The sequence below is a fragment of the Pseudomonas fluorescens genome, from assembly GCF_000967965.1.
Classification (GTDB): Bacteria; Pseudomonadota; Gammaproteobacteria; order Pseudomonadales; family Pseudomonadaceae; genus Aquipseudomonas; species Aquipseudomonas grandcourensis.
Window position 1 is genome coordinate 19613 of record NZ_LACC01000038.1, and the last position, 25602, is coordinate 45214.

Genomic DNA, 25602 nt, shown 5'->3' on the forward strand with positions numbered 1-25602 from the left:
CAATAATGTGCTTTTCCAAACTTTCAGATTTGCGCGCGGTGACAGAGCCTGATGGTCTGTGCATCGCTGACGACAGCAGCAACCTGACTAACCGGCAGTTCCATTCCAGAGTCCTCGCGGCAGCGGGAGTATTCGCGGACAGGGGGGTGGGCGTTGGAGACGTCGTTGCTATCATGTTGCCCAACCAGGTGGAGTTTGTGGTGGCGATGTTCGCCGCCTGGCGTCTGGGGGCGGCGGTCACGCCGATCAATCCTGGGCTGACCAGCAAGGAAGCCACTCATCAACTGGTTGATTCGGGGGCGAAGCTGCTCATCAACGCCAGCGGCGAAGTCATAGTCCCGAATCTGCAGTCTCTGCCTGTCGCCACTCTGGAAATGGGGGCGTCCTACACCGGTGTACCCTTTGAAGAGCCTGGCGCACTGGCATTGTTGATCTACACCAGTGGCACTACCGGCCTGCCGAAGGGCGTGATGCTCGATCACGCCAATATTGAAGCCATGTCGGAAATGGGACGAAACTCACTCAAGGTCACGGCAGCAGACCACTGTTTATTGATACTGCCACTCTTTCACGTAAACGGCATTGTGGTGAGCACTCTTGTCCCGCTATCAAGCGGTGGTCGGGTTTCGATTCGCAAGCGTTTCAACGTCGACACGTTTTTTGAGGATGTCGAGTGGCTTCGACCCACGTACTTCTCTGCAGTGCCAACCATCTACGCAATGCTTAACGCGTTACCTCGTGAGGTAAAACCTTATACCTCCAGTCTTCGGTATGGCATCTGCGGCGCGGCGCCTGCATCGGCGCAACTACTGAAAAAATTTGAAGCTCGCTTCGGTTTTCCGCTGCTTGAGGGATATGGCCTGTCCGAAGGCACGTGCGCTTCGACCATCAACCCCTTCGACGGCCTACGCAAGGTCGGTACGGTCGGGCTGCCCTTCATCGGGCAACGCATTGCAATCGCCGACCCGAGCGGTGTGCATTTGCCGCAGGGCGCCACTGGCGAGGTACTGGTTCAAGGTCCTAACGTCATGCGCGGTTACCTTGGGAAGCCCGAGGAAACAGCGAAGACCATCGTCGATGGCTGGCTGCACACTGGCGACATTGGCCGGATCGACGAAGACGGTTATCTGGCCATCGTCGGGCGCCTTAAAGAGATGATCATTCGCGGAGGCGAGAACATCTATCCGAAGGAGATCGAGGATGTGTTGTTCGAATTTTCGGGGGTTCTTGAAGCAGCAGTGATTGGTGTCCCTCACGAGACCCTTGGCGAAATTGTTGTTGCCTACGTCGCGTTTCGTACGGGATTCGCCGGTACCCAGGAGGGCTTGAATGAGCACTGCACTGACCGGCTGACGCGTTATAAACGACCTTCCACGATCAACATCATCGACAGCCTGCCAAAGAATGCCGTGGGCAAAGTCGACAAGTTGAGACTGCGCAAGATGTGGACCGAACCTGTCGATTGACAGGTAATTACCTGATGGACTTTAGGCGAAAAGCAACCGGCACGTAGAAGGGGACACATCATGAAAAACGCAGACTTCGACTGGCTGGTGATCGGATCGGGATTTGGCGGCAGCGTCTCGGCGCTGCGCCTCGTGGAGAAAGGCTATCGCGTCGGGGTACTTGAGCGCGGCCGTCGCTATCGCGACGAAGACCTTCCCAACTCGGCCTGGCAGTTCAACAAGTATCTGTGGGCACCCGCATTGGGTTTGAAGGGCATCATGCGCATGTCGCTGTTTCGCCATGTCTTTTTTCCCAGCCAGTCGGGTGTCGGTGGCGGTAGCACCGTGTATGGCGGTGTGTTGTACCGCGCCAAGCCAGAGTTCTTCAAAAACGTGCAGTGGCGCGCGCTCGGTCACTGGGACAGGCTATTGCAGCCTCACTACGATACGGCCGAGCGCATGCTTGGGGTAAAGACGGTGCCATTCGACTCGACGAACCAGCAATTGGCCCGGGAGATGGCGCAACACTTCGCAACCGAAGACACATTCACCCGAGCACCCACCGGAGTGTTCTTTGGCGAACCGGGCAAAACCGTCAAGGACCCCTATTTCGGTGGGGAAGGGCCTGACCGTACCGGGTGTATACGTTGCGGCGCCTGTATGGTGGGATGCCGCGTCGGTGCCGTGAACTCGCTGGTGAAAAACTACCTGTGGTTCGCAGAGAAACGCGGCGTGCAGATATTGGCAGAGCGCGAGGTTGTTGATGTGAACCCAATCGGGGCAGCCGATGGCAGTGACGGCTACCGTGTGACCACCCAGCGCCCTGGCGCCTGGTTCGCCCGTGATCGCCATACTTACACCACCCGCGGAGTGATCTTCGCCGGCGGGGCTCTCGGTACCAACGAATTACTGGCCAACTGCAAACACGGCGGCTCGTTGCCCCGGGTCAGCGATCGTCTTGGTGAACTGGTGCGCACCAACAGCGAATCGGTTCTGAACGTGCGCCTGCCCGAGGACCGCAAAACCTGGAACGATGTCACCGCCAGCAGCAGTGTGCACGTCGATCAGGATACCCACATCGAGTTTCTCACCTATGGTCGCAACGCGGACTTCCTGAGCTTGCTTTGCACGCTATTGGTCGGGAAGGGTAACCGCGTGACGCGGCCGTTGAAGTGGCTGGGGAATATCGTGTTGCACCCGGTGCGATGGCTCAAGTCAATGTGGCCAAGGGGCTGGAGCCGACACATGGTGATGCTGCTGGTGATGCAGACATTGGACAATGCGATTGCACTGCGTCCCAGGAAGCGTTGGCTGGGCCGCGGCTATCGCCTCGTCACCGAGCAGAACCGCAAAAAGCCAAATCCGACGTATATCGAGATGGGTAATCAGGCCGCTCAGTGGTTGGCCAGGCACACGGGCGGTATCGCCCAGAGCAACGTACTGGAAGCGCTGGGCAACATTCCGACAACAGCCCATGTGCTGGGAGGCGCCGTGATCGGCGCCGATGCCCAACGCGGCGTGATTGATCAGAACCTGCACGTTTTTGGTTACCAGAACATGTTGGTGTGTGACGGCGCTGCGATGCCTGCAAATCCCGGGGTTAATCCTGCGTTGACCATCACGGCACTTGCCGAGTACGCAATGGCGCAGATTCCACAGGCCCGCAATAACGAAGGTGTTCATGAGCGAGGTGAAGCGGTCGCTACGAAACCGTCCAGTGGCGTGCCCGGCCAACCTGATAATCAGCGCGTGGCCTCGATACAGATCCCTATCCTGTTGCACATATGAGCACTGAGCCGCAAAGCATACGAGCATCTGTCATGACCGGTCCCTTCTCTGCATGAGCGAACCGGTTGACCCAACCTCTGAACATGCCGAGTGGCTGCGTACTTGAACTGAAATACTGTTCGCACCGCGTGACTGCATGGTTGCGCGGTTTTTTCAAGGTTCTAGCGCAGTTGCCGACCCGGCAATGACGCCAGCAGTGGAAGATTCCACTTTTTCGCGCTTCGCTCCCAAGCCGACAACAATGTTGTTACACGTCGCTACCAGGATCTGCGAAGCAGGATTTTCCATACCTGAGAAGTGGCCAGCGAGTTCGAGCATGATGAATCCATGCGCGGCACTCCACAGCTGTGGCGCGATGAGAGCAGGATCGATTTTGCGAACGCATTTGGCATCAACCAAGCGAGCGCACGCGTCGATCAGAATCGCGTATGTCGCCTTGAAGGCTTCCGATTGCCCATTTGCAATCGATGTCATGGTACCTCGTGAGGGGCTATATCTGCCGTCAATCGAAAGACCAAACATCAAGTCGTACAGATGGGGATTGCTTCGTGCAAGGTCTCGGCAAGCCAGGAGCATCGCACATAAGTCGGTTATCGGATCATCCGTGATTGGCACACGCTTGAAGACTGCAGCCAACCGCTTGAATCCCTCGTCAGCGACTGCTTGTAGAAGTTCCGGCACTCCGCCGAAGTGTGTGTAAACCCCCATCGTCGACAGGCCGGCTTCGCTCGCTACCGAACGGGCCTTGACTTCGGACGGGCCGCTGGTCGCAAGCACACGGATGGTTGCCTCGACGAGGCGGGTGGGGGCATTAGGGAGTGAGTTATCAGTGGTCATGTTGCAATACTGCCATAACGGCGTTATGTTTATCAAATAACAGCGTTATAGATCTGCAAGCGCTCAATCATGAGGATTCAGACAATGCGTACGCTCAAAACAGGTGTCTTTGGACTCACCCTGGCAGCAGCAATCATGTCATCGGCACTGTGGGCAGACGACAATTCGCCGGTTGGCCTGTGGCAAAACATCGACGATGTCAGTGGCAAGCCGAGGGCGTTGATTCGAATCACCGAATCCAATGGCACTCTGAAGGGCATTATCGAAAAAGCGTTTCCCGCTCTCAAAGAAAATCAGAGTCCGAGGTGCGAGAAATGTGAAGGCGTGAACAAGAATGTGCCGATTGTAGGCCTGACCGTTCTGACCGGTTTGCGAAAGGATGGCGAAGAGTACACCGGTGGCCAAATCCTAGATCCGGATAACGGCAAGGTCTATAGCAGTAAAGTCTACCTGACCGACAACGGCAAAAAGCTCGGCGTGCGCGGCTACATTGGCGTGCCGGTATTAGGGCGCTCACAAACCTGGGTACGCCAGGAATAAGGAAGCACGATGAAAGCATTCATTATCGAACGCTATGGAAAAAAGGCTGCGTTACGGGCGACCGAAATACCAGAACCTGAATTGGGCAAGGATGATGTTTTTGTCCAGATCCATGCGGCGGGTGTAAATCCTCTGGATTTAAAAATCCGAGACGGTGAGTTCAAAATGATTTTGCCGTATCGCATGCCGCTTATTCTGGGTAATGATTTGGCTGGGGTCGTCGTACGGGTCGGCTCAGGCGTGCAGCAATTCAAGGCCGGTGATGAGGTCTATGCACGGCCCGATGACAATCGAATCGGTGCATTCGCCGAATTCATTGCGATCGATCAAGGCTCGCTGGCGATCAAGCCGAAAGGTCTCACCATGGAAGAAGCGGCTTCGATCCCTCTGGTTGGTTTGACCGCGTGGCAGGCGCTGGTCGAAAAAGCGAACCTGAAGAAAGGTCAAAAGGTGCTTATCCATGCGGGCTCCGGTGGCGTGGGAACACTGGCCATTCAGCTGGCCAAACACCTGGGGGCGACCGTCGCGACGACCACAAGCACGGCGAATGTCGAATGGGTGAAGCGTCTCGGTGCGGATATCGTGATCGATTACCGCAAAGACGATTTCGAAAAGATCCTGCACGACTACGATGTGGTCTTGAACAGCCTCGGCACAGAGACTCTCGAAAAATCGTTACGCATCCTGAAGCCGGGTGGAAAGCTCATCTCAATCTCTGGACCACCGGATGTGGACTTTGCGAAAAGCGCTGGATTGTCCGGGTTCCTGAAACTGGTCATGCGTCTGTTGAGTTATGGGATCAGGAAAAAAGCCAAGCGTCGTGGTGTCAGCTATTCATTTCTTTATATGAGAGCCAGCGGTGAGCAATTGCGCAAGATTACCGCGCTCATCGATTCCCGGGCCATACGCCCGGTGGTGGATCGGGTTTTTCCATTCGAATCGACCCCGGATGCCTTGGCTTATGTTGAAACCGGCCGGGCAAAAGGCAAGGTCATCGTCAAGGTAAAGTAACGAGACGACGTCCATGTTCGAAAACTTCGAAACGCACCGAATTACCGCAGGTGATGTAGAAATTGCCTGTGTTGCAGCGGGTACAGGCGAACCCATACTGATGCTCCATGGTTTTCCGCAGACCATGGCACTCTGGGCGCGTATCGCACCTGGGCTGGTCGCGCGTGGCTATCGGGTTGTCTGTGCTGATTTGCGTGGGTATGGCGCATCGTCTAAGCCGCCGGCTCAACCGGATCTGTCGAACTACGGATTTCGCGCCATGGCTGCGGATCAGGCCGAATTGATGTGTGTGCTCGGGCATGAACGGTTCCATCTTGTTGGACACGACCGTGGTGCGCGCACTGCATACCGGATGACACTGGATTATCCAGACAAGGTGGCGAGCGTCACGCTAATGGACATCGTTCCTACGGCTGTGATGCTGACAGATCTGCGCAAGGACGTAGCCCACAGTTACTGGCACTGGTTTTTCCTTTCTCAGCCCGCACCCTTCCCGGAGCGCATGATTGAGGCAGATCCCGATTTCTTCTTCGAGAGTTGCCTGTTCGGCTGGGGTGCCGCAGGGCCGGAGGATTTCGATGCAGACCAACTGGCGGCGTATCGGAAAGCCTGGCGTGATCCGGCGACGATCGCTGGGTTTTGCAACGATTATCGCGCCACGCTCACTGTGGATCTGGAGGACGATTTGTCAGGCTCCGGACGACGTATCACCGCGCCCGCGCTGATTCTCTATGGCGCCTCGGGTGCGATGGCCAAGCAATATGATTTACCCGCCACTTGGGTGGATCGCTGCACAGTGATGGAGGCCTTTGCGATAGTGGGCGGACATTTTTTTGCTGATTCCCGGCCAGACGAGGTCGTTGAGCGAGTCGCCGCATTTTTGGCAAGCCATCCCTTGCAGTCTTGCTGAAAACTTCCCTGCTCGGGATTGCCGCTGAGGCAACGACTACGTGGACTGCGACGGTGACAGTGTCGCGAGAGTTTTTTCGCGGCAGACCTCCAGAATCTCATCCGTCAGTGGGGAATCATCCGGGCAAGCCCGCGACAACACGACTGCGCCGATCACATGGGCAAGCATGTCGATCATCTGTGCTCGTACTGTGTGCGGATCCACGTCGCCCAGCGAATCCCCAGGCTCAAGGGCTGCCAGCAAGCTTTCGATCCCGTCGGCAAACGTTGCCTTGATCTCCTCTGACTGACGCGCAGCGTCCCCGCAGAGGGCTGCCATCGTACAGCCAACGTTGCGGCCATCACGGTGAGCCCGTGACATGTAAATATTGACGAACTCGGTGACGTCGAGGCCTGCGCTATTGACCAGACTCTGCGAAAGCCCGTTCGCCGCTGCTTCAGCCATCAAATCGGCTTTGGAGCGAAAGTGCTTGTAGAACCCGCCATGGGTGAACCCGGCAGCGGCCATCAGTTCCGCCACCCCCACACCGTCATAGCCGCGTTCACGAAACAGGGCGGAGGCCGTCTCGACGATGTGCGCTCGATTCGCTTGTGCCTGCGCTTTGGTGACTCTCATACCCACATGCCTCTTTTGAATCTGCTGACTGTCAGGCGGTCAATATACATTGATGTCAATCATAATCAAAGTTATTGACGGATAAGATTATGATCGACATCATAACGGCTCGCTAACTTTGGAAGGGCTCAGGCCATGAACGCCGCCCACCTGAAAGCGCCGATCGTATGGCGATGCACACTCACAACAACGACCATCAGTCAACGTGGGAGAAACAAGGCATGACCGAAAAAACTTTATTTGAGCCCTACACCCTCGGCTCCCTGGCGCTCTCCAACCGGGTGGTCCTGGCGCCGCTGACGCGCAACCGCGCCGGCGCGGGCTTCGTTCCAAGCGAGTTCGCTGCAACGTATTACAGCCAGCGGGCGTCGGCCGGCCTGCAGATTTCCGAGGCCACACAGATTTCTCAGCAGGGGCAGGGCTACCAGGATACGCCCGGCATCTACTCGCAAGCGCAGATCGACGCTTGGCGTGAGGTCACCGATGCCGTCCATGCGAAGAACGGGAAAATTTTCCTGCAGTTGTGGCACGTCGGACGAGTTTCGCATGTTGATCTACAGGAGAACGGCGCCGCTCCGGTGGCGCCCTCGGCCATTCGGGCCGCAACCAAGACGTTCGTCAACAACAGCTTTGTCGACGTTTCCGAGCCTCGGGCGCTGGCGCTCGACGAACTGCCCGGGATCGTCAACGATTTCCGCCAGGCCGCAGCAAACGCTATTGCCGCAGGCTTCGATGGCGTCGAGATCCATGGCGCCAATGGCTATCTGCTGGACCAGTTCGTCAAGGACGGTGCCAACGTACGCACCGATGCCTACGGCGGGTCGATCGAAAATCGCGCTCGGCTGCTGCTGGAGGTGACGGCAGCAGTGGTGGGTGAGATCGGCGCCGAGCGCACCGGCATTCGTATCTCGCCGGTTTCGCCCACCAATGGTGTCTCGAGCAGCGATCCACAGGGGCAGTTCGACTACCTCGTCGATCAGCTCGACGCCTTGGGCATCGTCTATCTCCATGTCGTCGAGGGCGCGACCGGCGGGCCGCGCGAGGTCGCACCGTTCGACTTTGATTCCCTGCGCCGGCGATTCAGGAACACCTACATCGCCAACAACGGTTATGACCTGGATCTCGCTACCTCCCGGCTCACCGAAGGCAAGGCAGACCTCTTCGCGTTCGGGCGCCCATTCATTGCCAACCCCGATCTGGTGGAACGTCTGAAAACCGCAGCGCCGTTGGCGTCGTTCGATCCGACCACGCTGTTCGGTGGTGGTGCTGCGGGATACATCGACTATCCGGCCCTCGGCGACGCCAGTGCCCTGTAACACTGGCGCGGTGTCGACTTTGAACGTTGCATGCCCGACATGGGTTCACCTGATCAAGAGAGCAAATACATGACTACCCATCCCGCAGTCCTGATTACCGGCGCTTCCTCCGGCATCGGCGCCACCTATGCCGAGCGCTTGGCACGTCGCGGCCACGATCTGGTGCTGGTTGCCCGCGACAAAGTCAGGCTGGAGACGCTTGCGGCTCGCCTGCGTGAGGAACACAGCGTCGCTGTCGATATCCTCCAGGCCGATCTCACCCAGCCCGGCGACTTGGCCGTCGTCGAGACGCGCCTGCGCGATGATTCGCGCATCGGCATCCTCATTAACAACGCCGGGGCAGCCCAGTCTGGCAGCTTCATCGAGCAGACGACCGACGATGTCGCTCGACTCATCGCGCTCAACACAACCTCGTTGGTGCGACTCGCCAGCGCTATCGCCCCTCGGCTTGCGCAGGCTGGTGAAGGCGCGATCGTCAATATCGGCTCAGTGGTTGGCTTGGCGCCGGAGTTCGGCATGTCGGTCTATGGCGCCACCAAGGCCTTTGTGTTGTTCCTATCCCAGGGGCTGAGTCTGGAACTCGCGCCCAAAGGCGTCTATGTCCAGGCTGTGCTTCCTGCCGGTACCCGCACGGAGATTTGGGGGCGTGCGGGCATCGACATCAATGCGCTGCCGGAACTGATGGAGGTGGGTGAGCTGGTGGATGCCGCGCTGGTGGGCTTCGATCGGCGTGAGCTTGTGACCATCCCGCCACTGCATGACGCAAGTCGCTGGACCGCTCTGGATGCCGCGCGACAAGCGCTCATTTCAGACATTAGACAAGCGCATGTAGCAGAGCGGTATCGCACGCCCTCGTAAGTATTCCGACGACGCGCAGGGGTAGAGGCGTCGTCACTTTCAATCGACATAAAGCAGACCGGGACCTCCCCAGATCAGGACTCCCGGTCCACATCAGACGCACGGAGTAAACAATGACCCATTCCGACACTCACCTTGGATCGGGTACGTCCTACGTAACTGCCGTGAACCGCTCGATCAATGTCGCAGGGACCGTGTTTGCCTACCGTGACCTGGGGCCTCGCAGCGCAGTGCCGCTGATTCTTCTTAACCATTGGGGCGCGGTATTGGACAACTTCGACCCGCTGATCATCGATGGTCTTGCCAGTAAGCATCGCGTCATCGCCACTGACTACCGAGGCATCGGCGCATCGGGAGGAACCGCGCCCGTGACCATTGATGAAATGGCGCGGGATGCTATAGCCCTGATCCACGGGCTGGGCTTGGAGAAGGTTGATCTAATCGGTTTTTCCCTTGGCGGATTCGTGGCACAGGACATCGTGCTCAAAGCCCCCGACCTGGTACGCAAGCTCATTCTGGCGGGTACGGGGCCGGCGGGCGGCAAAGACATTGACAAGGTAGGGGCGGCATCCTGGCCCTTGATGATCAAGGGGTTACTGACGCTGCGGGATCCGAAGTTCTATCTGTTCTTCACAGCCTCGACCAATGGTCGCCAAGCCGCGAAGGCCTTCTTGAAACGACTGAAGGAGCGCAAAACGGATCGGGACAAGGGACCCACACCAAGTGCCTTCTCGCGACAGTTGAAGGCGATCAAGGCGTGGGGGCGGCAGGCACCCCAGGATCTCGGCAGTATCCGGATCCCGGTTCTGATCGCCAATGGTGATAACGACATCATGGTGCCGACAGTGAACTCTACTGATATGGCCCGCCGCATCCCGAACTCGCAACTGATCATTTATGAAGATGCCGGACATGGTGCGATTTTCCAGAATCACGCCAATTTCGTAGCGCAGGCGCTGGCTTTTCTCGATCCCGAACATCCTGACAAAACGTTACCTGACTTGCACTAGTTTTTCAGTTGCGCGAGGCGTTGGTGCCTTCAGTTGATTTCGACCCGCAGGGTCATTGAGGAGAATATGATGTCGTTCAAAGCACTGCTCGCAACAAAGACAGACGATAAGATTTCGGCCAGCGTAGTTGATATGCATGAGCGAGATCTCATGCCTGGCGACGTTACCGTCAAGGTCGACTATTCAACCGTTAACTACAAGGATGCGCTGGCGCTGAGTGGATACGCCGACGTCATCAAGCAGTTTCCATTGATTGCCGGGATCGATTTTGCCGGCACCGTCGAAGCCTCGGCTTACCCCGGCATCAGTGTGGGGGATCGCGTAGTCGCCAATGGTTGGGGGTTGAGCCAGACCCATCACGGCGGATTTGCTCAGAAGGCACGTGTAAAAGGCGAGTGGCTGGTCAAGCTTCCGGACGTCTTCTCGACCAAGGACGCAATGGCTATCGGCACGGCAGGCTACACGGCGATGCTGTCGGTACTGGCGCTGGAACATGGCGGTCTCACACCGGCTCGCGGTGACGTCCTCGTCACTGGCGCCAATGGCGGAGTCGGCTCGATCGCGATTGCGATTCTCTCCGGTCTCGGCTATCGCGTGGTCGCATCGACCGGGCGCGTTGAGGAGCAAGATTATCTGACCCGTCTAGGTGCGGCGCAGATCATCGATCGCCGAACGCTCTCTGCCCAGGGAACACCGATAGCGACTGAAAAATGGGCTGGTGCTGTGGACTCGGTCGGCAGTCATACGCTAGCGAACGTATTGGCGCAGACCCGGTATCGCGGTGTGGTGACGACCTGCGGTCTGGCTCAGGGTATGGATCTTCCAGGGTCGGTGTTGCCCTTCATCCTGCGTAATATAACCCTTGCTGGCATCGACTCCGTCAATGCCCCGTACGAGTCCCGAATCCAGGCCTGGACGCGCCTGGCAAGCGATCTCGATCTGAGCAAACTCGCGCGCACGACGCAGGTGGTGGGTCTGGCGGAGGTGCCCGCGGTGATCGGCCGAATGTTCGAAGGCAAAGTCCAGGGCCGCGTAGTGGTCGACGTCAACGCGTGACCATGAGCTCCATCAAGTGGAGGCAGACCGCGTTTTCACACGGTCTGATGGATGGCGCTCTTTTTATTAGTTCAGTGGCTGATCTTCTTGAATCTTCGTTCCGATGCATCGATCAAAGACGCCGGTCAGGCCATCATCATCGCCGTAGTACGAGTGTATGCAGGCATCGATCCACTCTTGGCGATCAGCCAGGCTCCAATCGATCGTATATCCCGTATTGAGGATGATCCATTCAAAGAGGATCCGCTGGGTCCGGCCATTACCCTCCCTGAAGGGGGGCGCAACATTGATCGTGCCGTAGGACTCGGCTATGGACGCAACAAGCAAGTGGCGGGGGTACCCTTCAAACCAACCCGCATTCGCAATCTTGGAAAGTTCCTTTCCGATTTCCTTCTCGATGAACTCCGGGCTACAGAATCTAGTGTCGCCTTTGCTGATTGCGAGTGTGCGGATCTTTCCAGCCCACTCGTAAACTTCAGCAAACAAAGTGCGGTGGATCCGCTTCAGGGTAGCTACGTTGTAAGGGGGGTCGACGAACTCCAGTCGCGCCAAGGCGACTTCGTTGAGATAGCGCTCAGCCTCATCAAGGTCATCGGCGTCATGCAGGTCGAGCAGGTTTACTAGAACCTCGGCGCCCGGATAGCAATCCGGGGCTTGGTCAGTGCCGTATTTGTCGTGACTCAAACTTTGACGTGCCGCACAGCTTTAAGGGCAGCTTCTCGGGTAGGGAGTTTGATGTCGCCATCATTTGGAGAAGGCACGAAACCTTCCAGGCGCAGGCTGGCGGCGAAATTGGCCTTGCGGTGCTTGGCGAACCACGCCTTCTTGGTCTGCAGACTCAGCTTTTCCATTTTCGGCACCCCAATGTCAGTGCCTGGCAAGTATAGCTGATTGAGTCCCTGATCAGGGGCTACCAAGTCAGCATCGCATACTGATATGAACCACTCAACCCAGTCGATGTTCATGAGCAATCCACCGTTACTGCCGCCCAAGCCTCATCGCGCGCAAGGTCCTCCACTGCGGCGATAAAGGTGTACTCGGTATGTCTGAATGTACCGGAGGAAGCTGGATTTGATCGGAGGTGCCCGGAGGATAAACCCCCTGTATTTATTGGCTTGTGCGGCTGAAGTGCTCGGTTATGTGAGACTGTCCGGATCCCCACCGTTGCGCTGAAAGCCTCAGGCCGGTCTATCGACTCGCAGAGAGTCCGGTCGGAGCTATCCTCATCAATAGCGTGCTTGGCCTTAGGCTGGGGGCATCCTTTTCAAACCATCCAAAGCATGCCCTCAAATATGCCCCCGAATGTAGCAAACCACTGGAAGTGGATGGATCTCCATGGTCTATCAAAAGGCAGAAATGATCAGGCTGAACAGCCTGCCCGGCGACGCCTAGAGACTCTCAGGGTCCCCGAAAAACATCTGAATCCGCGACCGCAACCAGCGCTCCCCCGGATCATTATCCTGCGACCCGCGCCAGGCCATATGCAGTTCGAAGCTGCGCACCGGCAACGGTGGATCTTCGGCCCGCACACCGCCCGCGGCGGTCAGTGCATCAGCAGTGTAATCGGGCACCGTAGCCACGATGTCAGTGCCCGCGAGCAGGGTACTCAACCCGTTGAACTGCGGCACGGCGAGCACCACATGACGCTTGCGCCCGAGCTTTTCCAGTTCTTCATCGATGAAACCGCTGAGGTCGCCGGCGAACGACACCAGTGCATGGGGGCGAGCGCAGTAATCATCCAGGCTCAACGGCCCCGGCATGGTGTCGGCACGCAACAGCTTCGGTTGGCTGCGGCGCAGTACCTTGCGCTTGGCGTTGGCCGGCAGGTCGGTGGTGTAGCTGACACCGATGGATATCTCACCGGATGCCAGCAACCCCGGCATCAGGATGTAGTTGACCCGGCGCACCACCAGCACAATCCCCGGCGATTCGGCACGCAGGCGCTTGAGCAGCATTGGCAGCAAGGCGAACTCGACGTCGTCCGAAAGGCCGATGCGGAACACGGCGGTACTTGTGGCAGGATCGAACTCGGCCGCACGGCTGACGGCGGTGGAAATCGAATCCAGCGCCGGCGAGAGCAGGGCGAAGATCTCGACCGCCCTGGCGGACGGCTCCATGCTGCGGCCGGTACGCACGAACAAAGGGTCATCGAACAGGCCGCGCAGGCGCGAGAGCGCCGCACTGATGGCGGGCTGGCCGAGGAACAGTTTTTCCGCAGCACGGGTCACGCTGCGTTCGTGCATCAATGTTTCGAAAACGATCAACAGGTTCAGGTCGACACGACGCAGGTCATTACGATTCATCTGGAGTCCTGGCAGAGTCAGCAAGCTTGACGTGGGCGGCCATATGAGAACAATGGCCAGCGGGAATATTACGGGGAAAGGCTGGTACTCTGCACCGGGTAATTCAGTTTTTCCTACACAGGCTGCTTCGGTTTCTTACAACATTTGACGATGTTGCCGCCGCTGCGGAATCAATGACAGGCATGTCGACTATTAATAGCCACAGATAGTGTTGGGTTGAAAGCCCAGCTAGAGTTCAAGGCATTAGAGGTTCATTTGGCGAGGTTTGCGATGTCCCGCACGATCCGTTTTCACAAGTTTGGTCCAGCCGAGGTGCTCAAATGCGAAGAGCATGCGACGGCTCTGCCTGCGCCGGGCGAAGTGCAGGTGCGCGTCGAGGCGATTGGCATCAGCTGGTATGACACTCTCTGGCGCCAGAACCTGGCCCCGTCCCATGCCCGTCTGCCTTCAGGCCTGGGCCAGGAGATGGCCGGTATCGTCACCGCTGTCGGCGATGGCGTCGATGACCTGGCGGTCGGTGACAAGGTCGCCAGCTTTCCGGCCCAAAGCCCGAACGACTACCCGGTCTACGGCGAGCAGATCGTTTTGCCGCGCTCGGCAGTCACCCGTTATCCGGATGTGCTCAGCCCGATTGAAGCCAGCGTGCACTACACGCCGTTGTTGATCGCCTATTTCGCCTATGCGGATCTGGCACGGGTCAAGCCCGGTCAATTCGCCCTGGTGACTGACGCGAGTCATTGCGCCGGACCTTCGTTCGTACAACTGGGCAAGGCCTTGGGTGTTCGAGTGATCGCCGCGACCAAGACCGCGGAGGAACGTGAATACCTGCTGTCGCTGGGTGCCGATAAAGTGATCGTCACCGAGGAAGAAGATCTGCTGATGCGGATCAACAAGATCACCGATAACCGTGGCGTGGACGTGGTGTTCGATGGTTTGGGCGGTCCGCAGATGTCGTTGCTGGGCGATGTGCTGGCACCTCGCGGCAGCCTGGTGCTGTACGGCCTGCAAGGTGGCAACCAGACGCCTTTCCCGGCCTGCGCAGCGTTCCAGAAGAACATTCAGTTCTTCGTGCACTGCATCGGCAACTTCACGGGCAAGCCGGAACTGGGCATCACCCAGGACCAGGCCGCACTGCAACGCGCCTTGCGCGACATCAATCAGCTGACCGCCGACCGCGTTCTGCTGCCGCTCAAGACTCGGGTCTTCCCGTTTGCCGAGTTTGTCGAAGCACACCGCTACATGGACGAATGCCCATGTCGCGAACGGGTCGCGCTGCTGGTCGAACCGGCCTAACACTCACCCAACAGCCCTCCCAAGAGTCCGTGCCCGCACGGACTCTTTCGTTTGCGCCCCGAAATCCGTCGATCCGCAGGCCGGTCCAGCAACTGAACTGGTTTTTGCCCGTAATCTGTAGCTTCTAATCAGCCACTAAGCCCTGATAATTGAATGATTACTTTCATCTCAAGGAATGAGTCATGGCTGGGTGTCAGGCTGAAACTTTTCACTGTGCGCCATCGGTGCAAATCTCCAAATTAGTTGGTTGTTGTTTAGTTGCCAAAAAGACAGCGACAACTTCCTTCCTTATTTCTTGTATTAAGTGTCTGTGGGACTTTGTCGGATATTTCCTAGGACTTCGACTTCAAGCGAGCAAACCCTTTCCAGTCGGGCGCTACAGCCTCGCCATTGTCGTCAGATCGAGGGGGTGTTGCGATCGTTTCAAATGATTTCAAGAAAATTCAAGTGTTAGCATTTGGCAATAAAGTCCATGATTCCATTCGTGCAGACAGTCCAACGGGATTTGCTGTCTGCACGATATTGAACTTACGAGTATCAGGTAAATAAAGATGACCAGCATCCATGACCAAGCGATGAACTATGTCTATCAACAAGTGCTGCAGCGATTGCTGGGTTTTTTCTCCCGTGCCGAACGCACTGCATTGCAATTGTTGATTCAGCGCCTGGCAGTAGCGGCCGGGGGCATGGAGCGCATTGGCGATTACAAGGTGTTGGCGATCCAGTCCGGGGCCCGTGACAACTGCTACACCCTGGCGCTGTTGCGTGCTGCGCAGTTGACCATCGCCACGCGGACGCCGGCGACATTTCAGTTGCGCATCGCCTCGTTGCGATTGAACGGGGCAAGTGGCGCAGCCGTGGAAAACATGCACCGGACCAACAGCGCATTGTTTGTCTATGACGATCCCCGGGTCGAGGTGTTGATGGTTGATGATCGGGAAGTCTTGCCGTTCAACCACCTGACGCCGATCTCCGACGCCGGTCGCGAGTCTAGCCGCCTGAACCTGTTGATGATCGGCCATCGACGGGAATGGCGCGACGGGTTCGACCTGTGGGATGACGGTTATCTGGCCACGGGAGAGTTCTATGGACAAATCGCCCGCTGGGACGCTGGTGTCGACGCCTTGCTCATCAGCGACACGCCGCGTCAGCAGAAGCAGTTCATCGAGGGATTGAAACGTGCCGCCACCAAGGCCGGGCTCCAGTTTTCCCACACGGGTGAGCCCGGTTATGCGGGGTTGTTTACATTGCTCGATGAGCTGGGCAGCGACTGTTATCACGGGTTCTACGCCGATTACGGCCAGGCCCCATGGCGTCCGCAAGAGCGTTTTGAGACCTGTCGTCGTACGGCCTGCATCGACATTCACGACCTGCTGGTCAGCAACCTGGAAGAGCGCTGGCCATTGCTGACTGAATTTCTCGGCTTCCAGCCAGACGAACTGTCCGCGCAGATCAGCGACAACGAATTCGTCAGTCCATCGATCACCGCGCACGTCCGAGGGTTGCATGCGTGCTTCGTGCAGAATCGCAATTACGAATCCGGTGTTGCGCAATACCTGCAACGTGCCTTGGTGATGATGCGTCGCAAGCGTTTGCCCGAGCGCTTGTGCGAGCAGGCCATCGAGCAATTCGGCAATCCGGCGATACTGACCGAATTGCGCGCCCGGGCGGCGGCCGAGGCGCAAAAGAACCTGGGCCTGAGCGAAGCACAACTGGTGTGCCTGCTGTTTGCGCCCTTTATCGAAAAAGGTGCGGGGCTCGAGCGATTTCTGCGTCAGTGCCATCCGGGCATGCTGGTGGCCATGCCCGAGTTGCACAAGGCCATGCAGGGGCATCCGGTGGCCGAACAAATCATGCAATGGATGATTGATGTCAGCGGACTGCCCGTCAGCCTGATCGGCCAGCTTTACCGCATGGAGTGGACGCCCGCAGGCGATGGCGGGGCGCCTGAAGCCATCATCCAAAGGGCCGCATCGCAAAATACGCCGGACGATCCTGACGCCGGCATCACGTCGGTGGATGAATGGTCAGCGGGTCACTGAGCGTGGGCGGATTTTCAGCCAGCGTGGTTGGCCTTCGCCCATGAAAGGTCCACGAGAAACGGATTTCGCCTATCAGGCGGTTTATCGATACCTGGTCAGCCTGATCAACGAGTCTGAAGGGGATTCGCGCATCCGCCTGCCGTCGCTGCGGCATCTGGCGGAGCGTCTCAATGTGTCGATCTCGACCATTCAATACGCCTATTCGCTGCTGGAGAAAGAAGGGCGGGTCTATTCGGTAGCCAAGTCCGGTTACTACGCGTTGCCGGTGTCTTCAATCAACCCGCAGGACAGCGGCAGCGACCTGCTGGAGGCGGTCTATGTGAATGCCAGGCGTCCGGGGATGCTGGTGCTGAGCGCCGATGAACCGGCGTTGTTGCAGCCACTCGACAGTCCTTTGTTGCTGCTGGAGCGGGAGTTGTTGCGCCAGTACCCCCGCCAGCCGCAGTCGCCTTCGCAGCCTTGCGGCGAACTCGAACTGCGCACCGCCCTGGCAGCACGCTACACCACGTCTCCCATGCGTTACTGGCACGCCGATGATGTCTACATCGGCGCCGACCTTCGCGGTGTACTGGAAATCCTGATCGCCGTGCTGGGCTTGAAAGATGCCACAGTGGTGGTCGAATCGCCGTGCGACTGGACGATCCTGCGTTTGTTTCAAGCCGCTTGCGTGCGGGTGATTGAACTGCCTGTGCAAGCCGATGGTGGCCTGGATCCGGAACGGCTCAACATGCTGCTGGATACCGAGCCGGTAAGGCTGGTGATGCTGTCCTCGGCCCTGAACATGCCCCGTGGCAGCCTGGCGCCTGACGAAAACAGGCAGGCCATCGCCCGGCTGTTGGCCGCGCATGACAGTTGGGTGCTGGAAAACGACTGTTATGGCGAACTCGGATTCGACCTCGGCTGCGTGCGCTTTCGAGACTTGCTGGACCCTGAACGGCTGATGGTGTTTTCCACGTTCGAGAAAATCATCGGGCCTGAAGCACCCTATGGTTATCTGCTTTCCAGGCATTTGAGCGCTGAGCTGCAACGGCACTTTCTACTGCGTTCCTTTCGTCTTTCACCGATTCGCCAGAAAGCCATCGCCCGCTTGTACAGCAGCGGTCGCATCGATCAACACCTGCTGGTGCTGCGCCGGCTGCTCAAGGAGCGCAAGTGTCAAATGACCCTGTTGTTGCAGGAGCGATTGGGTGATGCCTTGCATTTCGTCGAACCAGAAGGTGGCGCAACGATCTGGGTGCGCTCGTTGCGTCGGGTCAATGTCCGTCGTGTGTTCCAGCGCCTGCTGGCGCATCAGGTGGTCATCGCGCCGGGCGAGCTGTTCAGCCTCCACGGACTGCACGGGCAGCATTTGCGCCTGAGTCATACCTTCGGCGGCGATCACAACCTGGCGGCCGCGCTGGGACTGCTGGGGGATGCGCTGCGCCTGGAATCAATCGAGTGAGTGAGACAAAAAATAACAACCTCCACTGTATTGGATCGATCTCATCGCGTTGCGGTCAAACTGCCAGTAAACTGCGACCCAATTCCTGAACCACTCTATTCCAGAGGTTTTGCATGACACTCAGTCCTTTTGCGGGTAAACCGGCACCGGCACAATTGTTGGTCGACATCCCGCGACTGGTAACGGCCTATTACACCGGCCAGCCTGATGCCGCGATTTCGACCCAGCGCGTTGCCTTTGGCACGTCCGGGCACCGGGGCAGCTCGTTCGACTTGAGTTTCAACGAATGGCACGTGCTGGCGATCAGTCAGGCGATCTGCCTGTACCGCGAAGCTCAAGGCATCGATGGCCCGCTGTTTGTCGGCATCGACACCCACGCGCTGTCCACGCCGGCCGGCGCCAGCGCCCTCGAAGTACTGGCGGCCAACGGCGTGACCGTGATGATCGCCGAGGGTGACGAGTACACGCCGACACCGGCCATTTCCCATGCGATTCTCTGCTACAACCGCGGTCGCACCAGCGGCCTGGCAGACGGCATTGTCATCACGCCGTCCCACAACCCGCCGCAAAGCGGTGGCTACAAGTACAACCCAACCAACGGTGGTCCGGCCGATACCCACATCACCAAGTGGATCGAAGCCAAGGCCAACGAACTGCTGGCCAACAAGCTCGCTGGCGTCAAGCGCATCAGCTACGAGCAGGCACTGAAGGCCAGCACCACCCATCGTCACGATTACCTCAACACCTATGTCGCCGACCTGATCAGCGTGATCGACTTCGACGCCATCCGCGACGCCAAGCTGCGCCTGGGTGTCGATCCGTTGGGTGGAGCGGGGGTGCGCTACTGGTCGGCGATCGCCGAGCATTACCGCCTGGACCTGGACGTGGTGAACAAAGAGGTCGACCCGACCTTCCGTTTCATGACCGTCGACTGGGACGGCCAGATCCGCATGGACCCATCGTCCAGCCACGCCATGCAAGGCCTGATCGGCTTGAAAGAGCGCTTCGACGTGGCATTTGCCTGCGACCCGGACCACGACCGCCATGGCATCGTCACGCCGTCTGGTGGTTTGCTGGCGCCGAACAACTACCTCGCCGTGGCCATCGACTACCTGTTCCAGAATCGTCCGCAATGGCGCGCCGATGCCGCCGTGGGTAAAACCGTGGTCAGCAGCGGCCTGATCGATCGCGTGGCCAAGCGCCTGGATCGCCGCCTGTACGAAGTGCCGGTCGGTTTCAAATGGTTTGCCGATGGCCTGTTCGATGGATCCCTCGGTTTCGGCGGCGAAGAAAGCGCCGGTGCCTCGTTCCTGCGCAAGGACGGCGGCGTCTGGAGCACCGACAAGGACGGTTTGATTCCGGCCCTGCTGGCCGCCGAGATGACCGCGCGGACCGGTCGCGACCCGAGCCAGGCGTACCGTGCCTTGACCGATGAACTGGGTGAGCCGTTCTCGGTGCGGGTCGATGCCAAGGCCAATCCGGAGCAGAAAGCGCTGTTGAGCAAGCTGTCGCCGCAACAGGTCACCTCGACCCAACTGGCAGGCGAGCCGATCCAGAGCATCCTCAGCCACGCACCGGGCAATGACCAGGCCATTGGCGGCCTCAAGGTCATGACCGAGAACGGCTGGTTCGCGGCGCGCCCATCGGGCACGGAAGACATCTACAAGATCTACGCCGAAAGCTTTGTCAGCGACGACCACCTCAAGCAACTGGTGGCCGAGGCGCAAACACTGGTGGATGGTGCCATTTCCGCGAAGTGATCGCGGGCACTGTGGTGAGTGAGAACTGTGGCGAGGGAGCTTGCTCCCGCTCGACTGCGAAGCAGTCGTAAATCCAGACGATGCGGTGTTTCATGAAACCGCGTTTGCCGGTTTCAGAGTCGCTTCGCACCCCAGCGGGAGCAAGCCCCCTCGCCACAAAGGGATTCCGGATCAGCAAAAAAAGGGGCGACCATTCACGGTCGCCCTTTTTTTGTGCCGTCCGGCAATTACCGAATCAAGCCAGATCCACCAGAACAATCTCGCTGTCCTCGATGGCAGTCACTCGCAAAACCTGCTCATCAGCAACCGCGACACCATCTCGAGCTTGTGCACGCAAGCCATTGACTTCAATGACCCCAGTGGCCGGCACCAGGTACGCACGACGCCCCTTGTCCAGCGGGTATTCGGCAGACTCGCCGGCCTTCAGGTTGGCCGCTACCAGCCGGGCATCGGCGCGAATGCGCAGGCTCTGATCGTCGCCATCCTTGCCGCTGGCCAGGGTGACAAAACCTTCGCGGTTGCCCTTCGGGAACGGCTTGGCGCCCCAGGACGGGGCCAGGCCGGACTCGTTCGGGATGATCCATATCTGGAAAATCCTGGTCGGCGTCGCTTCCAGGTTGTACTCGCTGTGGGCGATCCCGGTACCGGCACTCATGACCTGGACGTCACCGGCTTCGGTGCGGCCCTTGTTGCCAAGGTTGTCCTGGTGGGTAATGGCGCCTTCACGGACATAGGTGATGATTTCCATGTCCCGGTGCGGGTGTTGCGGGAAACCGGTGCCGGGAGCGATCACGTCGTCGTTCCAGACTCGCAGGTTGCCCCAGTTCATGCGCTTGGGATCGTAGTATTCGGCGAACGAAAAATGGTGGTGAGCATCCAACCAGCCGTGGTGAGCGCCGCCGAGGGAGTTGAAAGGTCTGAGTTCAAGCATGATCGTCTCCAGAAAAGGTTCGTCATGGGGCCAGGTGCCTGAGCCACGAAGCGAGACCGGTGAGTGATGACGGCCATCATCCAACAGGCAACAATCGATAAAAAGCGTAAAAAATGCAGCATTCCCATCGAATGGATTGATATAAAACGAACTCGAAAGTTTCTCATCCAGCTTTCACTTCATCGCATAAGCCAATGAGTCATAAGCAATTGACTAGAACTCGACGGCAAATGCAGACACCATAGCGCTCAACAGCCTCACACCCTGGAGTCAGTCCGCGTGCCGCAACACACCCCCGATCTTCCGCCTGAACTTCGCCCCCTGGCCGAGATGCCGCTGGTCAAGCGATTGCTCGCCCGATTCTTCGGCTACAGCCTGACCCGCCTGCACGCACAGCATCGTGCGTCGTGGTTGCATGGCCAGGCCGACGGATTTCGCAGCGGTCACAGCGCCGGGGTCGATTACGGCTACAAGGAAGGCAAGCTCGAAGGCCTGGAGGAGGGTCGGCAGGTCCTGCTGATCCGCGACTCGCGCAGCACTGAACACCGACCGCCGAATGTCGATGACCTGCTGTTCGACGACTGGCGCCTGCCGTTGAGCGCCGAGTTGAAGAAGCGCATGAAGGCCGATGTCGTCCGGTTGTTGCCGGCCCATGCCCAACCCAGTGCCGCACAGTGGAAAATGATCTTCAGCGACACACCGTCCACCTCGGTGATCGCGGGTGCCGGTGCAGGCAAATCAACCACCCTGGTGCTGCGTATCTTACTGTTGACCCATTACCTGGGCTTCGAACTGAGTTCGATGACGGTGGTGACCTTCACCCGTGAATCGCGCAAGGACTTCATCAACAAGCTGATCGAACTGTTTGCGCTCTGGGGCCGCGCGATCAGTTTCAAGGAGGCGCGGGATCTGGTGCGCACCTTTCACTCGCGGATCCTGCCGATGGTGCGCAGCCTTCCGGGTTTCGAGCGCCTGCAGGCTTTCGAGAACCTCAGCCTGCGGGCCGCACAGGGTGATAATGAGGCCGATAGCAATCCGTTCGATCTACGGATCAACGACGCTCAACGCCAGCAGCTCAACGCCTGCTATCACCGTCTGCACAGTGACGATGAGCATTTTCGCGAGCTGATCAAGCCATTGTCCCGGCATGCCCTGCAACTCAAGGAGCTGGAGCGCGATCACCCGGATGTGCAGAAACGCATGGGCGTGACCGAACTGGCGGCCAAACGCGATGAAGAACTGTGCGATGCCATCGAGGACCTATGGTTTCGCGCAGGTGCCTGGCCCATCAAGGGCATCGAACCGAATCGCCAGTCGTTCGATATCAACGGTTCGACGTTCCATTGTCACGGCTACATCCCGTCCCTGGATGCCTGGGTGGTACTCGGGTTCGATCCTCGGGAAAACCCGCAGGTCACGCGACCGAACGCCAAGCTGACGGTGCGCGCAGAGTGGGCAGTAAAGCGCACCCTGTTTCAAGCTTTCTGTCGTAAGCCTTTGATATGGCTTGATAGTTACGAGTCATCAAAGCGCGTTTTGGCCTCGCTTGCCGGCGATGCCAGTGCCGGGCCGGGCTTCGATTACAAGGTCAAGGGCGAGCTCGCTTCCGCACCGCTGCTCGATTGTTTTGTCGCCGCCGCCGGGTTCATCGAAAACCTCGGGCTGGACGTGCCGGGCGCCGTGGCTCAGATGAGTTTCGCCAAGGACGATCCCGACCGATTCTTCTTCGAAGCCTTGAGCCTTTACTGGCGGGCGCTGGAAGATCACTTGCTGGATCAGAAGCCGCCGATCATGACCTACAACCGGATGTTCGCCTTGTTCAGCGAGCATTCGCCGGAGAACCTCAAGCTGCTCGGCGATGAGCTGCTGCGGCCGCTGTCACACCTGATGATCGACGAATTCCAGGATGTCTCGCCGCAAATCGTCTCCTGGATCAGGGCCAGCCTGGCAGAGATCCGCAGTCGCGGACCGGCCATGCACGTAGGGCGCGGAGCCCAGCGTTCCTCGCTGCTCTGTGTGGGCGATGACTGGCAGTCCATCTATGGTTGGCGCGGCAGTTCGCCGACCTACTTCATGGAGTTCAACAAGGAGTTCCCGTCGCCGAGCACCACCAAGGTCATGCTCAGCGACAACTACCGCAGCCACCAGCACATCATCGATGCCGCCGAGCACATCGTGCGTGCAGCACCGGCGATTGCCGGGAAAAAAGCCAAGGCCAGCGGTGAACCCAAGGCATTGCTGCCGGTGAACGTCCTCGATCGTGATGACCAGGGCATGGCCCAACGCCTGATGGAGCATTACCGCAAGGGTGATTCGATCTTGATGCTTTATCGAAGAAGTAGCGATAAGGCATTGATAGAACAACATATTCAGCCAGTACTTAATGCTGATTCGAGCTTGCCGTATGAGGCTCGCAGGCTCAAGCAACTGACCTATCACAGCGCCAAGGGCCTCCAGGCCGATGCAGTGTTTTTGCTAGGCGATTGCCAGCACCTGACCAGCTCGCCTTACAAGAATCAGGTTTACCGGATGGCGGGCCTGGGCAAGGCCGGTGACAGCGAACCCTACGACAACGCCCAGAAGGACGAGATCCTGCGGCTGGCGTACGTGGGTATAACCCGCGCCGTCAGCCATTGCTACTGGTACGTCGACGCCCAAGACACCCAGGCCGCGAACATGCCCAAGGCCTCCGACCGGATCGGCAAGGGCAAGGCGTTCTTTGTCGACCATCGACAGGGCAAGGCTTCTGCTTGAGCCCAATATTTCGACAAGATGGGCATTCGCCAGATGGCGAACATGCAGAGTTCAACCTGGTACTCCCAATGCGGCCTTGACGCGAGCAAGCTCGCTCCCACTGGAATTGGTGCTGGTCGAGATTTATGAACAACACCGGATACTGTGGGAGAGAGCCTGCTCGCGAAGGCGTCAGCCTGGGCAAACATGTTCAGTATCAGAAACAGGTCAGGACGCCTTCGATGCTTTAACCAACGTAACCACTCACCGACGCATCTGTTTTGATCCCGGCGACAATGATTCGAGCATCGCTCTGCACAGCGACACTGGTCGTCACATTGGGTGTGTCTGCCGCGTTCGGGTCACTTAAACCCGTGGGAGTGAAGGTGGTGTCTACGCGGCCATCTTCAGTGATTCGGCCGACTATGCATAAGCGTTGATCTATTTCCCCTGCAACCACGATCGATCCTTTCGAGTCAATGTCTGCCGAGTTCCACTGCAAGCTCCGAAAGGGGAACTGGGTAATGAATTCATTGCCGTTATTAAAGGTGTTGTCCGAAGTTCCGTTACTGAGTGTCCTTGTCACCCATCCTCGCTGAGGGCTCTTTGTCACTGTGCCGACAGCAATCAGTTTGTTATCGGGTTGTGCAAGCACTTTACTGAGCCTGATCGCACCTTCGGGGGACTCAAATGTTTTGATACCTCCTGTTCCAAACGTCGGGTCGATCTTGCCATTGGAGGTGAATCCGGCCAGAAAGGCATGACTGGATGTATATCCGGCCAACACGATTGTGCCGTCAGTCTGTGTTACCGCGCCGACCGTTGTCGTGTTTTCGTTATTGTGCCGAAAGTAGACGTAGCCTCGCCCATCAAGGTCTTTGTCCAGCTCACCATTGAGTGTCAATTGAATCAACAAGCCCCAATTGCGGTAAGGCCCCGGGGAGCTGTTGTTGACGGCAAACAGGATTTTCCCGGCCTTCGCTTCGGCGTCGTTCAGGGGAATCGGGACACTCGATTCAACAGGCAATGTAGGTGGCGCTTCTTCAAACCTGAAGGTGCCAAACACCAGATTCGGTGTTCCATTGCTATTGAAAAGCGCCGCAGCAGGGTAGTGGGGACCTAGCGAGGATTGTCGTACATCTCCCGTTACCAGAATGCTGCCGTTGTCGATTATGGTCAGGGTTCTTACAGTGGGGAGGGTTGTATCTGCGCCAAAGCGCCCTGTCGCATAACCTGTTCCGTCTGGTCCGAATGATCTGTCCAGCAATCCTGTCTTGTCGAGGCGAAACAGTGTGAATGCGCTGGAACCATTGCTGATGGCGCCGATGATTTTTCCTTGATTAGCGCCTTCAGCTTTCAAGACAGCGATGGCTTCTACTTTTGTACCTTGCAATAAGATAGTGCCGTTTTGATTGTCGCCAAAACCGGGGTCCAGGCTGCCGGATTGATCCAATGTTCGAGCAGCATCTTGAGTCGTCATGACTTCACTCCATCCGATGAATTTGCATGCCGTGGCACGGCAGTGCTCATTCAGCCCGCCCATCGATACCCTGTAAACGCTCAGAAGTGACAGTTGACGTATGACCATTTTCGCGGGGGGTACCACCAGTTCGTCCACAAAAAAGCCCACCTGACGTGTAATGCTGTTCACTTAAGGACGAACACTGTATCTGTGGCGAGGGAGCTTGCTCCCGCTGGGGCGCGAAGCGGCCC

At 58.1% G+C, this 25602-nt stretch carries 21 protein-coding genes; 14 read left to right on the forward strand and 7 right to left on the reverse strand.

Features of this window, described 5'->3' with window-relative positions; translation table 11 throughout:
• Nucleotides 1–5: 5 nt before the first annotated feature.
• Complete coding sequence (locus VC35_RS25235) at nucleotides 6–1466, forward strand: class I adenylate-forming enzyme family protein (RefSeq protein WP_046043295.1); 1461 nt, start codon at nucleotides 6–8, stop codon at nucleotides 1464–1466.
• Nucleotides 1467–1526: 60 nt separating this feature from the next.
• Nucleotides 1527–3233 carry an FAD-dependent oxidoreductase gene (locus tag VC35_RS25240; protein WP_080925389.1) on the forward strand — a complete coding sequence of 569 codons (1707 nt, stop codon included), beginning with the start codon at nucleotides 1527–1529 and terminating at the stop codon, nucleotides 3231–3233.
• A 153-nt stretch (nucleotides 3234–3386) separates the two neighbouring features.
• Here VC35_RS25240 and VC35_RS25245 read toward each other — a convergent pair whose 3' ends face one another.
• Entirely contained in the window at nucleotides 3387–4070 is a 684-nt protein-coding gene (locus tag VC35_RS25245) for a TetR/AcrR family transcriptional regulator (protein ID WP_046043296.1), read from the reverse strand.
• A gap of 84 nt (nucleotides 4071–4154) precedes the next feature.
• Between VC35_RS25245 and VC35_RS25250 the strand changes: the two genes are divergently transcribed.
• Genes VC35_RS25250 through VC35_RS25260 form a run of 3 tightly spaced genes read left to right on the forward strand, consistent with a single transcriptional unit; the run spans nucleotide 4155 to nucleotide 6531 of the window.
• Complete coding sequence (locus VC35_RS25250) at nucleotides 4155–4610, forward strand: DUF2147 domain-containing protein (RefSeq protein ID WP_046043297.1); 456 nt, start codon at nucleotides 4155–4157, stop codon at nucleotides 4608–4610.
• 9 nt (nucleotides 4611–4619) lie between these two features.
• Nucleotides 4620–5621, forward strand: a complete 1002-nt coding sequence (locus VC35_RS25255; protein ID WP_046043299.1) for an NADP-dependent oxidoreductase — start codon at nucleotides 4620–4622, stop codon at nucleotides 5619–5621.
• Nucleotides 5622–5634: 13 nt separating this feature from the next.
• On the forward strand, nucleotides 5635–6531 hold the full coding sequence (locus tag VC35_RS25260; RefSeq protein ID WP_046043301.1) for an alpha/beta fold hydrolase: 897 nt from the start codon (nucleotides 5635–5637) through the stop codon (nucleotides 6529–6531).
• 36 nt (nucleotides 6532–6567) lie between these two features.
• Here VC35_RS25260 and VC35_RS25265 read toward each other — a convergent pair whose 3' ends face one another.
• On the reverse strand, nucleotides 6568–7146 hold the full coding sequence (locus VC35_RS25265; RefSeq protein ID WP_046043302.1) for a TetR/AcrR family transcriptional regulator: 579 nt from the start codon (nucleotides 7144–7146) through the stop codon (nucleotides 6568–6570).
• A 221-nt stretch (nucleotides 7147–7367) separates the two neighbouring features.
• On the opposite strand from VC35_RS25265, the gene VC35_RS25270 reads away from it, so the two are divergent.
• The 4 genes from VC35_RS25270 to acuI all read left to right on the forward strand — a co-directional run bounded on the left by VC35_RS25270 (nucleotide 7368) and on the right by acuI (nucleotide 11386).
• A complete protein-coding gene (locus VC35_RS25270; protein WP_046043359.1) occupies nucleotides 7368–8462 on the forward strand; it encodes an alkene reductase in 1095 nt (364 codons plus the stop codon).
• 69 nt (nucleotides 8463–8531) lie between these two features.
• A complete protein-coding gene (locus VC35_RS25275) occupies nucleotides 8532–9320 on the forward strand; it encodes an SDR family NAD(P)-dependent oxidoreductase (RefSeq protein WP_046043303.1) in 789 nt (262 codons plus the stop codon).
• A 113-nt stretch (nucleotides 9321–9433) separates the two neighbouring features.
• Nucleotides 9434–10330, forward strand: coding sequence for an alpha/beta fold hydrolase (locus tag VC35_RS25280; protein ID WP_046043305.1), 897 nt, complete (start codon nucleotides 9434–9436; stop codon nucleotides 10328–10330).
• Nucleotides 10331–10399: 69 nt separating this feature from the next.
• Nucleotides 10400–11386 (forward strand): acrylyl-CoA reductase (NADPH), encoded by a 987-nt coding sequence (gene acuI, locus VC35_RS25285; RefSeq protein ID WP_046043361.1) that lies wholly within the window; start codon nucleotides 10400–10402, stop codon nucleotides 11384–11386.
• A 66-nt stretch (nucleotides 11387–11452) separates the two neighbouring features.
• Here acuI and VC35_RS25290 read toward each other — a convergent pair whose 3' ends face one another.
• The 3 genes from VC35_RS25290 to VC35_RS25300 form a co-directional block, all read right to left on the reverse strand.
• The gene (locus VC35_RS25290; RefSeq protein ID WP_046043306.1) at nucleotides 11453–12070 is read right to left on the reverse strand and encodes a Fic/DOC family protein; all 618 of its coding nucleotides are present in this window, start codon (nucleotides 12068–12070) and stop codon (nucleotides 11453–11455) included.
• Nucleotides 12067–12237: a YhfG family protein gene (locus VC35_RS29665; protein WP_185754855.1), complete on the reverse strand. Its 171-nt coding sequence runs from the start codon at nucleotides 12235–12237 to the stop codon at nucleotides 12067–12069. Before VC35_RS29665 ends, VC35_RS25290 begins: the two co-directional genes overlap by 4 nt.
• A 537-nt stretch (nucleotides 12238–12774) precedes the next feature.
• Nucleotides 12775–13689 (reverse strand): LysR family transcriptional regulator, encoded by a 915-nt coding sequence (locus VC35_RS25300; protein ID WP_046043308.1) that lies wholly within the window; start codon nucleotides 13687–13689, stop codon nucleotides 12775–12777.
• A 270-nt stretch (nucleotides 13690–13959) separates the two neighbouring features.
• Here VC35_RS25300 and VC35_RS25305 point away from each other — a divergent pair, with 270 nt between their 5' ends.
• From VC35_RS25305 to pgm, 4 genes are all read left to right on the forward strand, one after another.
• Entirely contained in the window at nucleotides 13960–14982 is a 1023-nt protein-coding gene (locus VC35_RS25305) for a zinc-dependent alcohol dehydrogenase family protein (protein ID WP_046043310.1), read from the forward strand.
• Nucleotides 14983–15533: 551 nt separating this feature from the next.
• Complete coding sequence (locus VC35_RS25310) at nucleotides 15534–17024, forward strand: hypothetical protein (protein ID WP_046043311.1); 1491 nt, start codon at nucleotides 15534–15536, stop codon at nucleotides 17022–17024.
• Nucleotides 17025–17064: 40 nt separating this feature from the next.
• Nucleotides 17065–18465, forward strand: a complete 1401-nt coding sequence (locus VC35_RS25315) for an aminotransferase-like domain-containing protein (RefSeq protein WP_046043312.1) — start codon at nucleotides 17065–17067, stop codon at nucleotides 18463–18465.
• A gap of 113 nt (nucleotides 18466–18578) precedes the next feature.
• The gene (pgm, locus tag VC35_RS25320; RefSeq protein ID WP_046043313.1) at nucleotides 18579–20225 is read left to right on the forward strand and encodes a phosphoglucomutase (alpha-D-glucose-1,6-bisphosphate-dependent); all 1647 of its coding nucleotides are present in this window, start codon (nucleotides 18579–18581) and stop codon (nucleotides 20223–20225) included.
• Nucleotides 20226–20460: 235 nt separating this feature from the next.
• On the opposite strand, the gene VC35_RS25325 is transcribed toward pgm, so the two are convergent.
• The gene (locus VC35_RS25325; RefSeq protein ID WP_046043314.1) at nucleotides 20461–21156 is read right to left on the reverse strand and encodes a pirin family protein; all 696 of its coding nucleotides are present in this window, start codon (nucleotides 21154–21156) and stop codon (nucleotides 20461–20463) included.
• 279 nt (nucleotides 21157–21435) lie between these two features.
• On the opposite strand from VC35_RS25325, the gene VC35_RS25330 reads away from it, so the two are divergent.
• A complete protein-coding gene (locus tag VC35_RS25330) occupies nucleotides 21436–23910 on the forward strand; it encodes a UvrD-helicase domain-containing protein (RefSeq protein ID WP_046043315.1) in 2475 nt (824 codons plus the stop codon).
• 226 nt (nucleotides 23911–24136) lie between these two features.
• Here the strand turns inward: VC35_RS25330 and VC35_RS25335 are convergent, their stop codons facing one another.
• The gene (locus VC35_RS25335) at nucleotides 24137–25369 is read right to left on the reverse strand and encodes a delta-60 repeat domain-containing protein (RefSeq protein WP_046043316.1); all 1233 of its coding nucleotides are present in this window, start codon (nucleotides 25367–25369) and stop codon (nucleotides 24137–24139) included.
• Nucleotides 25370–25602: the final 233 nt, after the last annotated feature.